This window comes from Klebsiella sp. OBRC7 (assembly GCF_000293135.1).
In the GTDB taxonomy this organism is placed as follows: domain Bacteria; phylum Pseudomonadota; class Gammaproteobacteria; order Enterobacterales; family Enterobacteriaceae; genus Klebsiella; species Klebsiella michiganensis.
In genome coordinates this window covers 119,076-131,264 of the sequence record NZ_ALNJ01000027.1, presented here as the reverse complement: position 1 = coordinate 131,264, position 12,189 = coordinate 119,076, and the positions used below count along the sequence as shown (strand labels likewise).

13 protein-coding genes, 1 pseudogene and 1 riboswitch are annotated in these 12,189 nt (G+C 58.7%); of the genes and pseudogenes, 11 read left to right on the top strand and 3 right to left on the bottom strand.

What is annotated here, in order from left to right; genetic code table 11:
* Positions 1-258: 258 nt before the first annotated feature.
* The 3 genes and pseudogenes from HMPREF1144_RS06585 to HMPREF1144_RS33905 form a co-directional block, all read left to right on the top strand.
* On the top strand, positions 259-1,587 hold the full coding sequence (locus tag HMPREF1144_RS06585) for a glycoside hydrolase family 10 protein (RefSeq protein WP_042927147.1): 1,329 nt from the start codon (positions 259-261) through the stop codon (positions 1,585-1,587).
* 51 nt (positions 1,588-1,638) lie between these two features.
* A complete protein-coding gene (locus HMPREF1144_RS06580; protein WP_009652206.1) occupies positions 1,639-2,091 on the top strand; it encodes a nuclear transport factor 2 family protein in 453 nt (150 codons plus the stop codon).
* Positions 2,092-2,324: 233 nt separating this feature from the next.
* A pseudogene (locus tag HMPREF1144_RS33905) lies at positions 2,325-2,690 on the top strand (TetR/AcrR family transcriptional regulator C-terminal domain-containing protein); the annotation flags it as partial.
* 17 nt (positions 2,691-2,707) lie between these two features.
* Here HMPREF1144_RS33905 and HMPREF1144_RS06570 read toward each other — a convergent pair.
* Positions 2,708-3,268 carry an RNA polymerase sigma factor gene (locus HMPREF1144_RS06570; protein ID WP_042927145.1) on the bottom strand — a complete coding sequence of 187 codons (561 nt, stop codon included), beginning with the start codon at positions 3,266-3,268 and terminating at the stop codon, positions 2,708-2,710.
* Between the two features lie 5 nt (positions 3,269-3,273).
* The gene (locus HMPREF1144_RS06565) at positions 3,274-3,699 is read right to left on the bottom strand and encodes a hypothetical protein (protein ID WP_004850843.1); all 426 of its coding nucleotides are present in this window, start codon (positions 3,697-3,699) and stop codon (positions 3,274-3,276) included.
* Between the two features lie 199 nt (positions 3,700-3,898).
* Between HMPREF1144_RS06565 and ykgR the strand changes: the two genes are divergently transcribed.
* Entirely contained in the window at positions 3,899-4,000 is a 102-nt protein-coding gene (ykgR, locus tag HMPREF1144_RS33900) for a small membrane protein YkgR (protein WP_004850841.1), read from the top strand.
* Positions 4,001-4,061: 61 nt separating this feature from the next.
* Here the strand turns inward: ykgR and HMPREF1144_RS06560 are convergent, their stop codons facing one another.
* Positions 4,062-5,204 carry an alpha/beta hydrolase gene (locus HMPREF1144_RS06560; RefSeq protein WP_009652202.1) on the bottom strand — a complete coding sequence of 381 codons (1,143 nt, stop codon included), beginning with the start codon at positions 5,202-5,204 and terminating at the stop codon, positions 4,062-4,064.
* 168 nt (positions 5,205-5,372) lie between these two features.
* Here HMPREF1144_RS06560 and HMPREF1144_RS06555 point away from each other — a divergent pair, with 168 nt between their 5' ends.
* From HMPREF1144_RS06555 to HMPREF1144_RS06525, 7 genes are all read left to right on the top strand, one after another.
* Positions 5,373-6,407, top strand: coding sequence for a LacI family DNA-binding transcriptional regulator (locus HMPREF1144_RS06555; protein WP_009652119.1), 1,035 nt, complete (start codon positions 5,373-5,375; stop codon positions 6,405-6,407).
* Between the two features lie 184 nt (positions 6,408-6,591).
* Positions 6,592-7,515, top strand: coding sequence for a sugar phosphate isomerase/epimerase family protein (locus HMPREF1144_RS06550; RefSeq protein ID WP_009652232.1), 924 nt, complete (start codon positions 6,592-6,594; stop codon positions 7,513-7,515).
* 14 nt (positions 7,516-7,529) lie between these two features.
* Entirely contained in the window at positions 7,530-8,702 is a 1,173-nt protein-coding gene (locus HMPREF1144_RS06545; RefSeq protein ID WP_009652171.1) for a Gfo/Idh/MocA family protein, read from the top strand.
* Positions 8,703-8,854: 152 nt separating this feature from the next.
* Positions 8,855-8,956, top strand: a riboswitch (TPP riboswitch).
* A 69-nt stretch (positions 8,957-9,025) separates the two neighbouring features.
* Positions 9,026-9,721, top strand: coding sequence for a TenA family protein (locus HMPREF1144_RS06540; RefSeq protein ID WP_009652165.1), 696 nt, complete (start codon positions 9,026-9,028; stop codon positions 9,719-9,721).
* On the top strand, positions 9,718-10,446 hold the full coding sequence (locus HMPREF1144_RS06535) for an ABC transporter ATP-binding protein (RefSeq protein ID WP_042927142.1): 729 nt from the start codon (positions 9,718-9,720) through the stop codon (positions 10,444-10,446). The genes HMPREF1144_RS06540 and HMPREF1144_RS06535 overlap by 4 nt, the downstream gene beginning before the upstream one ends.
* The gene (locus tag HMPREF1144_RS06530) at positions 10,443-11,183 is read left to right on the top strand and encodes an ABC transporter permease (RefSeq protein WP_009652193.1); all 741 of its coding nucleotides are present in this window, start codon (positions 10,443-10,445) and stop codon (positions 11,181-11,183) included. The genes HMPREF1144_RS06535 and HMPREF1144_RS06530 overlap by 4 nt, the downstream gene beginning before the upstream one ends.
* A 24-nt stretch (positions 11,184-11,207) precedes the next feature.
* Positions 11,208-12,143 (top strand): ABC transporter substrate-binding protein, encoded by a 936-nt coding sequence (locus HMPREF1144_RS06525; protein WP_009652215.1) that lies wholly within the window; start codon positions 11,208-11,210, stop codon positions 12,141-12,143.
* Positions 12,144-12,189 lie beyond the last annotated feature (46 nt).

The following is a 12,189-nucleotide window of genomic DNA, read 5'->3' as shown; positions in this document are numbered from 1 at the left end:
GGCCAAAGGTCAATTGTTTGGCCAAATTTTAATAAATCCTGTTTATACTCGCCCTGAACCGATCAAGTTTTAATGCATATCAATGATATATCATGGCAAACCATTGCGCGGCGAAGGAGACGTTTTCTTCGTCTGAGGTTTGCGTGCTTATGCCGCCGCATCTGTAGCTAAATGATTGACTTAAAGCCGAATGATTGACTTAAAGCCGAATAATACGAAAATGACTCTTTTGTGCGATGACCAGAAAAGCTGGCAAATATGATGACGATCCGCTCTCGTAAGTTTATTCTGAACAAGGTGAAAATATCCGCGGTAGCTATAGCTACCGCGCTGCTGTTGGCCCACTGCGGTAGCAAACCGCCCGTTTCTCTTGTCACGCCCATGCCGCCCGCGGCCCGCCAGCCGACGTTACCCAAAAGCCAGGAGCCGGTGCGCGGCGTCTGGCTGACGACAGTGTCGCGCCTCGACTGGCCGCCGCTGGAATCCGTCAACGGCGGCATTAGCGCCGAACGGCGCATCGCCCTGCAGCAGCAGGCGCTGGTTGCCAAGCTGGATAATTTAAAAAGCCTCGGCATTAACACCGTCTTCTTCCAGGTGAAACCGGATGGCACCGCGCTCTGGCCATCGAAGATTCTGCCGTGGTCCGATATGCTGACCGGCAAAATCGGTGAGGATCCGGGCTACGATCCACTCAAGTTGATGCTGGATGAAGCCCATAAGCGCGGCATGCGCGTTCATGCCTGGTTTAACCCCTATCGCGTCTCGGTTAATACGCGTCCGAAAACCGTCACCGAACTGAACAGCACGCTGTCGCAGGTTCCCGCCAGCGTATACGTCCTGCACCCTGAGTGGATTCGCACCTCCGGCGATCGCTTCGTGCTCGATCCGGGCATCCCGGAAGTGCGCGACTGGATCACCAGCATCGTGGCCGAGGTTGTGGAACATTACCCGGTTGACGGCGTCCAGTTCGACGATTACTTCTACACCGAATCACCGGGATCGGCCCTTAACGACAACCGGACGTTCCAGCAGTACGGCCAGGGCTTTGCCGCGAAAGCGGACTGGCGGCGGCACAACACGCAGCTGCTGATTGAGCAGGTTTCCCGCACCATCAAGCAGCTGAATCCCGATGTTGAATTTGGCGTCAGTCCGGCAGGCGTCTGGCGCAACCGCTCCCACGATCCGGCGGGTTCAGATACCCGCGGCGCAGCGGCCTACGATGAGTCGTATGCGGATACCCGCCTCTGGGTCCAGCAGGGATGGCTGGACTACATCGCGCCGCAGATTTACTGGCCTTTCGCCCGCGACGCGGCCCGCTACGATGTGCTGGCAAAGTGGTGGGCTGACGTGGTGAAACCCACCCATACCCGCCTCTATATCGGCGTGGCGCTGTACAAAGTTGGCGAGCCATCGAAAAACGAACCTGACTGGATGATTAGCGGCGGCGTGCCGGAGCTGAAAAAGCAGCTTGATCTGAATGAATCCATGCCGCAAATTCAGGGCACGATTTTATTCAGAGAGAATTACCTCAATCAGCCGCAAACCCAGCAGGCCGTTAACTACCTGAAAAGCCGCTGGGGAAGCTGATGCACTCACCTGACAGGCCAGGCGCCTGGTATCAACCCCACCGGAGGATGTATGTTGAAAAAAACGATCGTCGCCTTTGCCTTATTCTGCGCTCTGACGCCCGCCGTTTTTGCGGGCAACAGTGAAAATGAACAGCTGAATAAAAAGAATGTGATTGATTTTTATAATAAAGCGTTAAATGACAAAGACTTTGCCGCCGCCAGACCCTATCTGGGAGACCGCTACGTACAGCATAACCCGATGGCGAAAGACGGCGTTGCAGGCTTTGAGCAATTTATCGCCTTCCTGAAGAACAAATATCCCGACTCGCACAGCGACATTAAGCAGGCGTTTGTCGATGGCGATCATGTGATCCTGCACGTTGAGGTCACCGGTCGCGAGCCGGGCGTGACGCGGGCAATTATCGATATCTTCCGCGTCGACGAGCAGCATAAAATCGTTGAACACTGGGACGTGACCCAGAACGTTCCGCAAAAAACCGCCAGCGGCAACGGCATGTTTTAAATCCTGAGCAGTCGTTTCCTGCTCATCCCCCCTCGCTTTCCCCGTTACTCTTTGTACAGATGAACGCTTGTTTAAACAGTTTATTTACTTTGCTGTAAAGTAAATAAACTAGCGGAGTGAATCTGATGATTAACAAAGAAGGTACTCTCTACCGGCGCCGGCGCTTCCAGCCAGCGTGAGATTGGCGCCGCGGTGATCGGCGGTATGCTCACCGGGACGCTGCTGACCTTGCGTTTGCGAAAGTGGTGCAACAACACTTTTATGCGCCGGAGAATATTCACTTTCAGCGCCTGCTGATCCAGGTGCTGGTGCAAAAGCCCGAGCTTTACATCACGCTCGAACAGCGCCCCTCAGGCCGCGTATTGCAGGCGCTGAGCGATATCCTGGCGCAGAAACAAGACGAAGGTCTGCTGACCCTCAGCGACCCGTAGCTCCAGGCGACGGCGTTTCTCGGCGCGATTATGGGCTATCCGCTGCCGGGAGCCTTAATTGCGCAAAATGCGCTGGCGGCAGAAACGCTTGAGCCTCTCGCCGAATGCGCGATTAGCGTGTTCCTTACGGCCTGGGACTATAAGCCATCATCATCCGGCGTCCTGTGAAAGGAGCCGGAATACGCCTAACCGGCCAGCAGTTCATCGTACAGCGCGCGCAGGCGGGTGCGAAGGTAGAGTACCGCTTTATGCTTACGTGAGAGCAGCGCCTGTTCGCTGACGCCGGACTCCTCTGCCAGCTCCCGGTAGCTGTAGCCATGCAGTTCGGTTTTCTCAAAGGCTTCACGCTGGGCAGGCGGTAGCTCCGAGAGCGCCTGACTTAACTCCTCCCAGAGCAGCGCTTTCAGATACTCATCCTCCGGCGTTTGCGCAACGCCAAACAGCGTTTCGGCCAGCTCATCCTCGGGAAAATCGCCCTCTTCCTCCTCGCTGAAGCCGCCCGCCAGCGGCAGCTCGCGCTTTTTTCTTGCCCTGTCGGTCATCTCGTTACGCGCCGCCCGGAACAACCAGGCGGCGATATTCTCCACCGGTTGCTCGACGCGAATGAGCTGATACGTCACTTCCTGCAGGATATCGTCCGCCTCATCGCGCAGCGGGGTCCGTCCGCGGATAAAAGCCTTCAGCCGCGAACGGCAGGCGTTGAGGGCGGAAACAAGCCGTGACTCCGCCACGATGCCGTTTTTCATTGTGTTCACTCGGGATCCGCGTTTTTAGCCGGACTCTCTTGCTGCGGCCCATGCTCGCCGCGGCGGTCGCGCCAGCCGCAGGGGCCGTGATGCCCGCGGCGGCCGAAGCGCTGAGCAAACTCCTCGCGCTGCTCGGGGCTCATGTTCATCCAGCGTTCGTGCATCCGACGCCGGGCGTGCCCCATGCCAAACATGCCCGGCCGAAAACCGAGGCCGCCGAACAGGATCCGCGACAGCGCCAGAATCCCTAACGCCTGCCAGAAACCGATGCTCTTCACGCCAAGAATTGCCGGCAGCAGCGCATTCCACAGCGACATTACCAGCAGCCCAAGAATGGCGATTAGCGCCACGCCGATAATAAGCGGTTTTGCCATTCTGTGACGGCCAAAGCGCTGATGGTGGTGCTGACCGTGCATATCGAAATCTCTCATCTTCTGTTTTCCTCATAATGCTCGTGAATATTAGCCTGTGCTGAGGTAGACGAATGAGCGGACAAAATATTGCTAACAATATTTAAAAATCGACACGCTTTATTTGTATGACAAATATTTTTTATGTGATCTCCATCACCTACATGCAGGCGCGACGGCGGTAACGTTACCCGGTGATTCATTGAAAAAAGAGGAAATTATGAACGCGGTAAAATCACTAAAAGCCGACTGGGCGATTATTACGCTGATGATTGTTGTCGCCGTCGTTATGTATGGCTATCTGCTCCCCAAATACTGGTAATCAACGCCATACCTGTGCTGAACCGCCCCCTTGCTCAGGGCGGCTCATCATCCCTTCGCCGCTACCGCTTATCGTTGAGCGTCTTAATCAAAAACGGCACCGAGTCGCGTAAAGACGGGTTAACCGTACCGCTATGATCCAGCCCCTCATAAATATGCACGTCCGCACGGGTTCCCGCGCTTTTCACCGCGTCCGCAAAGCGTTTTTGCATCGCCGTCGGCACATTAATATCCGCGCTGCCAATACCGATAAACACCGGGTGAGCGATTTTCAGCGTCGGGTAGAGCATGGCGCCCACGCTGGCGTTTAACAGCGAATCCACCCCCGGCTTCAGGGCGTTAGCCGCATTCAGACCGGCCTTCATCACTTCATCGTTGAGCGGCGTAATGCATAAATTGTTCGCCTCTTTCAGCAGCGGCAGCGCTTTATCCTGGAAATAATCAGCCGGATTAAGCTGCGGGTTGCTATCGGCAGCCGAGAGGTAAATATAGAAAATATAGGGTATTTTCGGGTCGCCGCCGCTCGGCGCTTTGCCGCCTGCCGGCGGAAGAATGTCGGCTGCGGTGGTCCCCTTCTCAAAATACGGCGTCCCGGTCAGCACCGTTGCGCGAACATTCAGCTCCGGCGCGTAGTGGGGTTGATATCCGGCGCTGGCGAACGCGGCGTGCGCGCCCTGCGACTGTCCGACCAGAATGAGTTCATTTTTCAGCGGGAACTGTTTCAGGGCGGCGCGAACGCTATCAAGCACGCTCCACGCTTCGCCGCGGGCATTAAGATAGTGGTGCAGACCAGACGAACCCAGACCGGCATAATCCGGCGCGACCACCGCGTAGCCCAGCGACAGCCAGGTGTTCAGGTACTGCTTATCGCGATCGCTGCGCGGGTTTAACGACGGCGCACAGTGATTAGCCACGCCCACGGTACCGTGTGCCCAGACCACGACCGGCCATCCCCCTTCCGGGGTGGCGCCAAACGGAATAAAGACCGCGGCGGTATCTTCGCGGGCGGTTTTGCCGTCCACGCCGCTGCGGGAGGGATAGCGCAGGAGATACTGCTTTGCCGCTTCGCTTAAGCCATTTCCGGCGCTGAGCGGAGAGACCGCGTCGCTATTATCGGCGGCGGCGCTGGCCGGGACCGCGCTCATGGAGATCAGTAGCAGCGCAGAGGTGGCGGCGAGGAATTTTTTTGAGAGGGAATACGTCATAACATCCTGTTCCTGAGTGGGGATGCACTTAGTGTAGACCCTGGCGGTTGAATATCAGGTCAATGAAGCCAGTGCGGCGAAATGATTTTCCTTAAGTCTGACCCGCTTCGCTGTTTGCCTGTCACTATAATGATAGTTTTTTATCAGTACCCTCAAAGGAAGAGAATCATGTCAGCAAAAAAAGTCACCATGGCGGATATCGCCAAAGAGGCCAGAGTCGGTATTGCGACGGTGGACAGGGTGCTCAATAAACGCACACCCGTGAAAGAGAGCACCGAACGTAAAGTGCTGGAATCCGCGCGGCGCTTAGGCTTCGCGCTGGAGCAATCCCGCTATCGGCTGGCGGCGGATCGGCCGGCGGTTGCCCTCAGAATGGGCTTCATTCTGCTACAGCAGTCACACTCGTTTTACCATCAGCTGGCGCAGGCGCTTGAGCAGGCGGCGTTACCGTGGCATAGCCCGGCGCAGGCCCCCGCTTTTCTGCATTATGATATTAGCGCCATCGACGATATGGCCGCCGCGATCGCCCGCCTGAGCGATACGGTCGACGTTATCGGTATTGTCGCGCTGGATAATCCGCTTATCCGCCATGCGGTCGTGCAGGCCATCGAGAAAGGCGTCAGTGTCTTCACCCTGCTCTCCGATATGAGCATCCCGCAGCGTAACGGCTATATCGGGCTGGATAACCAGAAAGCGGGCCGCACCGCCGGTTGGGCGGTGGACAGGCTGTGCCGCGACGACGGGGAAATTGGCATTATCGTCGGCGATAACCGGTTTATTTGTCAGGAAAGCTGCGAGATAAGTTTCCGCTCCTACCTGCGTGAACAGGGCAAAGGCGATCGGGTGCTTGAACCGGTGCGCAGCCACGAACGCGCCGATATCGCGCGCCACGTTACGGAAGAGATGCTGCAACAGTACCCCGATCTGAAAGCCATTTACGCGCCCTGCGGCGGCGTGGAAGGTATTGTCGCCGCCCTGCGCGCGCGCCAGCGCCAGCATCAGGTCACCCTGATTTGTCATGGCCCGGTGGAGAGCGGCGAGCTGGCGCTAATTGACGGCACTATCGATCTCATGCTTACCCATCGGCTTGACGAATTTGCCGCCGCCACCATCAACGCGTTTGTCCACGCCGCCAGCCAGCCGCAGGCGGCGTTTATCAACGCTCTGCAGCCGTTTGACCTCCTCACTAAGGAAAACCTCTGATTGCCGCAGGCGCGGGTAAAGTCGCCGCGCCCCGCTTCAGCGCTTCGTTTGATAAAAAACCATCATTTATGATATCAAAATAAACCTTGAATCCCATCAAAGAATTTAAATTTCATCATTGTTGGATATGAAATTTTCATTCAATACTGGTCATGTTTTCTCCTCATCTGAAAAGGAAGCCATCATGACCATACATATTGCCAACGCGCCGTGCAGCTGGGGCGTCGATGATCCCAAAAACCCTTATCTGCCGCCGTGGTCCAAGGTACTGGAAGAAGCGGCGACCGCCGGTTATAAAAGCATTGAACTGGGCCCGTGGAGCTATCTGCCGACCCGGGCCGATGAACTCAGCGCAGCGCTGAATAAACAGGGGCTGTCGCTGGTTGCCGGAACGATCTTCGACGATCTGGTCAGCGAAGAGAACTTCGCGAATATTGTCGAACTGACGCATAACCTCTGCCGCAACCTGTCGCAGGTGCCGTCGGCGGAAAAGACGCCGGGCAACCCCTTCCAGCCGCCTTATCTGGTCATTATTGATTTCGGCAATCCGCAGCGGGCGAAATATGCCGGGCGCGGCGAGCTGGCTCCCCGCCTGTCACCCGCCGACTGGCAGCGGATGGTCGACCACATTGTGACCATCAGTCGACTGGCGTGGCAGGAGTACGGCGTTCGCCCGGTTATCCATCCTCACGCCGGCGGCTGCATTGAGTTTGCCGATGAAATCGATCTGCTGGCGGCGCAAATCCCCCATGACGTAGCCGGTTTATGTCTCGACACCGGCCATCTCTTCTATTCGGGTATGGACCCCATCAGCTGGCTGGATCGCCATTTTGACCGCCTTGACTACCTGCACTTTAAAGATGTCGACCCGCAGGTGTTCAGGAGCGTGATTTCCCGCGGCATCGACTTCTTCTCCGCCTGCGCGGAGGGGGTGATGTGCCCGCTCGGCAGCGGCGCCATTGATTATCCGGCGGTGCGCGCCTTTCTCGACAAGCGGGGCTATCAGGGCTGGATCACCATTGAGCAAGAGCGCGATCCGCGCAACGTCGAGGGCAGCCTGCAGGCGGTCACGGAAAGCCTGCGCTACCTGCGCTCGGTTGGTTTTTAATCGGGAGAAAACACATGATTAACGGTATGAAACCTGTTGGCCGCTCCTTGCGCTGGGGCATGGTGGGCGGCGGCGGAAGCAGCCAGATTGGCTATATTCACCGCTCTGCGGCGCTGCGTGACGGATCGTTTACCCTGCTGGCCGGAGCCTTTGATATTGACCCCCGGCGCGGGCACGAGTTTGGCCAGCAGCTGGGCGTGGAGGCCGGGCGCTGTTACCCCGACTACCAAACGTTGTTTCGCGAAGAGGCGGCGCGGGAAGACGGCATTGAAGCGGTCTCCATCGCCACGCCAAACAACACCCACTACGCCATTTGCCGCGCGGCGCTGGAGGCCGGACTGCATGTGGTCTGCGAAAAACCGCTCTGTTTTACCGGCGAAGAGGCCGATGCGCTGGTGGCCCTGAGCGAAAAACAGCGCAAAATCATCGGCGTCACCTACGGCTACGCCGGGCATCAGCTGATTCTGCAGGCGCGGCAGATGATTGAACAAGGGCTGCTGGGCGAGATCCGCATCATCAATATGCAGTTCGCCCACGGTTTCCATAACCAGCCGGTAGAGCAGGATAACCCCAGCACCCGCTGGCGGGTGGACCCGAAATTTGTCGGTCCCAGCTACGTGCTGGGCGATCTGGCCACCCACCCGCTGTTCCTGGCGGAGACCATGGCGCCGAAGCTTAATATCACTCGCCTGATGTGCTCCCGCCAGAGCTTTGTCAAAAGCCGCGCGCCGCTGGAGGATAACGCGCATGTGCTGATGGAGTACGACAACGGCGCCGTAGGGTCGATGTGGTGCTCGGCGGTCAACAGCGGCTCAATGCACGGACAGAAAGTCCGCATCGTCGGGGAGAAAGCCAGCCTGGAGTGGTGGGATGAACAGCCGAACCAGCTGCGCTACGAAATTCAGGGCGAGCCGGTGCGCATCCTCGAACGCGGAATGTCCTATCTCGATCCGCTGGCCCTGCAGGACGACCGGATCGGCGGCGGCCATCCCGAAGGGCTGTTTGAGGCCTGGTCGAATCTGTATCGCCGTTTTGCCATCGCCATGGATGCGACCGACCGTCGCGACGCGGCTTTGCTGGAAAACTTCTGGTATCCGGATGCCAGAGCCGGGGCGCTCGGCGTGCACTGGGTCGAGAAGTGCGTACGTTCAGCGGACAGCGGCGCCAGCTGGGTAGAATTTCACTGATCCTTTGATAATACGCGCCCGGCAAGGCATCCGCCGCCGCCGGGCTACCACGATGCACAAAGTCCTTTCTCGCGACACTCACGCGTGACAACGTCACCTTTCCCCATAAAATTCACAGCATTGTAATCAAAAAGGGAATGTCGTATAACAGGGGCCAAACCGAGGGGTGTCCCGTGAGGGCTGAGATGGCGTAAGCCGAACCCTTTGAACCTGATCTGGGTCATGCCAGCGAAGGGACGGGTCGGCATTTCCGCCAGTTTTGCGCCATTGCCTGTTCACACTTCTTTCAGCACGCCCGGATCTCCCTTTTTTCAGGAGGTCCTGTGATTCTTCCCGCGTTTACCCAGGGTATTTATGGTCGTCTGCGTCAGCAGGCCGGCGCCGACTGGCAGCACTACGTCGCCCACCCCTTCCTGCGCCAGCTCGCCGACGGAACTCTGCCCGAGCCCGCATTTCGCCGCTATCTGACGCAGGACTATCTGTTTCTGATCCACTTCGCCCGCAGCTACGCCCTGCTGGTCAGCAAGCTGCGCACCCTGGCGGAAATGCGCGCTGCCGCCGCGTCGATGAACGCCATTCTCGACGAACTGCCGCTCCACGTTGGCTACTGCCGGGAATGGGGGCTGGATGAAGCGACGATGGCCGCCGAAACGGAAGCCGTGGAAACCGTCAACTACACCCGCTACGTACTGGACATCGGCCACTCCGGCGACGCGCTGGATCTGCTGGCGGCCTTGATGCCCTGCGTGGCCGGCTACGCGGAAATCGGCCTCAGCCTGCTGCACGATCCGGCGACCCACTTAGCTGACAATACTTACGCCTCGTGGATCCGCAACTACGGCGATAAGGGCTACCTGAACGGCGTCAATAACGCCATCGGCCTGCTGGAAACCCTCTGGCGGCAGCGCGGCGGCGAGGCGCGTTTCGCTGAACTCAGCGCTATTTTCACCACCGCCACGCGTCTGGAGGCTAACTTCTGGCAGATGGGCCTCAACGCCGTCGCGGAGTGCCAGGCGTGACGGCTCCCGGAATTGAGGTGCGCGGCCTGGGCCTGCGCTTTGGCTCGCGTCAGATCTTTGACAATCTGACGTTCACTATCCCCGGCGGCCAGTGGATATCGCTGCTGGGGGCCAGCGGTGCCGGAAAGACCAGCCTGCTGCGTACTATCGCCGGGCTGGCAAAAGCCACCGCTGGTGAGGTTCGCGCCAGCGACGGGCAGCCAATAGACAAACGGCTGGCGTGGATGGGGCAAAAAGATCTGCTGTATCCGTGGTTAAGCGTGCGCGACAACGTCTCGCTTGGCGCGCGTCTGCGCGGGGAACGCGTGGACCATCGGCGGGTTGCCGCGCTGTTACAGCAGGTTGGCCTTGAACACTGCGCCGGCGACCGCCCTGCCGCCCTCTCAGGCGGCATGCGCCAGCGTGCGGCGCTGGCGCGTACGCTCTACGAAGACCGGCCCATCGTGCTGATGGACGAGCCCTTTTCCGCGCTCGACACGATTACCCGCACGCGCATTCAGACCCTGGCCGCCGGGCTGCTGGTAAACCGCACCGTCGTGCTGATCACCCACGACCCGATGGAAGCCTGCCGCCTGAGCCACCGTCTGCTGGTCCTTTCCCCCGCTCCCGGCGGGATTGACGACGGGCATCACCTCTCCGGCATGCCGCCGCGCGCGCCGGATGACCCGGCGCTGTTGGCCAGCCAGGCGGAGCTACTGCAACAGCTCATAAGGGCTAACGGATGAGCGCAAAACTGTTTCGCGCCGCCGTGGTGTTCTGCGGCCTGCTGCTGCTCTGGTGGCTGGCGACCCGCAGTGGCATTCCCGCTTTCCTGCTGCCTTCCCCCTCGGCGGTGGCAAGCGCTCTGTGGGTCAACCGCGCGTACCTCGGCGAACACACGCTGATCACATTGAGCGAGATCCTCAGCGGCCTCGCGCTCGGCGTTCTGCTCGGCGTGATCCTGGCGCTGAGCATGATTGTCTCGCCCCGCCTTCAGCGCTGGCTGATGCCGCTGGTGCTGACCAGTCAGGCGATCCCGGTTTTCGCCCTTGCCCCGCTGCTGGTGCTGTGGTTCGGTTTCGGCATGAGCGCTAAGGTCATGATGGCGGTGCTGGTGATTTTCTTTCCCGTCACCTCGGCGTTTTTTGACGGTCTGCGCCGGGTTAACCACGACTATCTCGATCTGGCGCGCACGATGGGGGCCTCTTTTGGCGCACAGCTGCGCCACGTTCGCCTGATGGCCGCCCTTCCGGCCCTCGGTTCCGGCCTGCGGATGGCGGCAGCCGTCGCCCCCATCGGGGCGATCATCGGCGAATGGGTCGGTTCAGCCGAAGGATTGGGCTACGTGATGCTTAACGCCAACGCCCGTCTGCAAACCGATATCTGCTTTGCGGCCCTGTTTATTCTGGTGCTACTGACCGTCCTGCTCTGGCTGGCGGTGGATGCTTTCTTACACCGGCTGATTAACTGGACGCCGGAATAACGCTCTTAAATATAAGGACTAACCATGCATAAATGTGTTTATGCCGGTATGACGCTTGCCGCGCTGTTCAGCGGTCAGGCGCTGGCCAACGAGAAACTCACCCTGGTGCTGGACTGGTATATCAATCCCGACCATGCGCCGATCCTGGTGGCCGAACAGATTGGCGCCTTTAAAGACGCAGGGCTGGACGTCAACATTGTGCCGCCGTCCGACCCGGCGCTGCCGCCGCGGCTGGTCGCCGCCCGCCAGGCGGACCTGGCGATTACCTACCAGCCGCAGGTGCATTTTTTTGCTGATGAAGGGCTGCCGCTGGTCCGCGTCGGCACGCTGATTAATTCGCCGCTGAATACGGTGATCGCGCTGGATAAAAACATAAAATCTCCCGCCGATCTGCAGGGCAAAAAAGTGGGGTATTCGGTGAGCGGTATCGAACAGGCGACGCTGGCCACCATGGCGCAGCATGCGAAAATCGATCCCAAAAGCATCAAGCTCATCAACGTGAACTTCCAGCTGACCAGCGCCCTGCTGGCCGGACAGGTCGACGCGGTCATTGGCGGCTATCGTAATATCGAAGCGCTGGAGCTGAAGCTGCAGGGGAAAGTTCCGCAGGTGATGAACGTTGAGGATTACGGCGTACCGGCCTACGACGAGCTGGTGATTGTCGCCAACCGGGATGAAGTCCACGCGGCGAAAATCAGGGCCTTCCTCAAGGCGCTGCAAAAAGGCGTCGCTTACCTGCGCGCTCACCCGCAGGAGACCTGGCAGGCGTTTGCCGCCGCGCATCCCGAGCTCAACACCGAACTGAACAAGCAGGCATGGCTGAAAACCCTTCCTCTGTTTGCCAGCGATCCGGCGGCGCTGGATAAACCACGGTATGAAGCTTATGAACAGTTTTTATATAACAATAAGTTGGTGAAAAAAGTCACACCTTTAACAAATTATGCGGTTGAGCTGCATTGAGTCATGCCATTGCTGGCGGAAACTTTTCGCCAGCAATGCCTGCGCG

Coding starts and splice junctions, on each gene's coding strand:
- HMPREF1144_RS06585 (WP_042927147.1), top strand. CDS start 259: ATGATGACGATCCGCTCTCGTAAGTTTATTCTGAACAAGGTGAAAATA.
- HMPREF1144_RS06580 (WP_009652206.1), top strand. CDS start 1,639: ATGTTGAAAAAAACGATCGTCGCCTTTGCCTTATTCTGCGCTCTGACG.
- HMPREF1144_RS06570 (WP_042927145.1), bottom strand. CDS start 3,268: ATGAAAAACGGCATCGTGGCGGAGTCACGGCTTGTTTCCGCCCTCAAC.
- HMPREF1144_RS06565 (WP_004850843.1), bottom strand. CDS start 3,699: ATGAGAGATTTCGATATGCACGGTCAGCACCACCATCAGCGCTTTGGC.
- ykgR (WP_004850841.1), top strand. CDS start 3,899: ATGAACGCGGTAAAATCACTAAAAGCCGACTGGGCGATTATTACGCTG.
- HMPREF1144_RS06560 (WP_009652202.1), bottom strand. CDS start 5,204: ATGACGTATTCCCTCTCAAAAAAATTCCTCGCCGCCACCTCTGCGCTG.
- HMPREF1144_RS06555 (WP_009652119.1), top strand. CDS start 5,373: ATGTCAGCAAAAAAAGTCACCATGGCGGATATCGCCAAAGAGGCCAGA.
- HMPREF1144_RS06550 (WP_009652232.1), top strand. CDS start 6,592: ATGACCATACATATTGCCAACGCGCCGTGCAGCTGGGGCGTCGATGAT.
- HMPREF1144_RS06545 (WP_009652171.1), top strand. CDS start 7,530: ATGATTAACGGTATGAAACCTGTTGGCCGCTCCTTGCGCTGGGGCATG.
- HMPREF1144_RS06530 (WP_009652193.1), top strand. CDS start 10,443: ATGAGCGCAAAACTGTTTCGCGCCGCCGTGGTGTTCTGCGGCCTGCTG.
- HMPREF1144_RS06525 (WP_009652215.1), top strand. CDS start 11,208: ATGCATAAATGTGTTTATGCCGGTATGACGCTTGCCGCGCTGTTCAGC.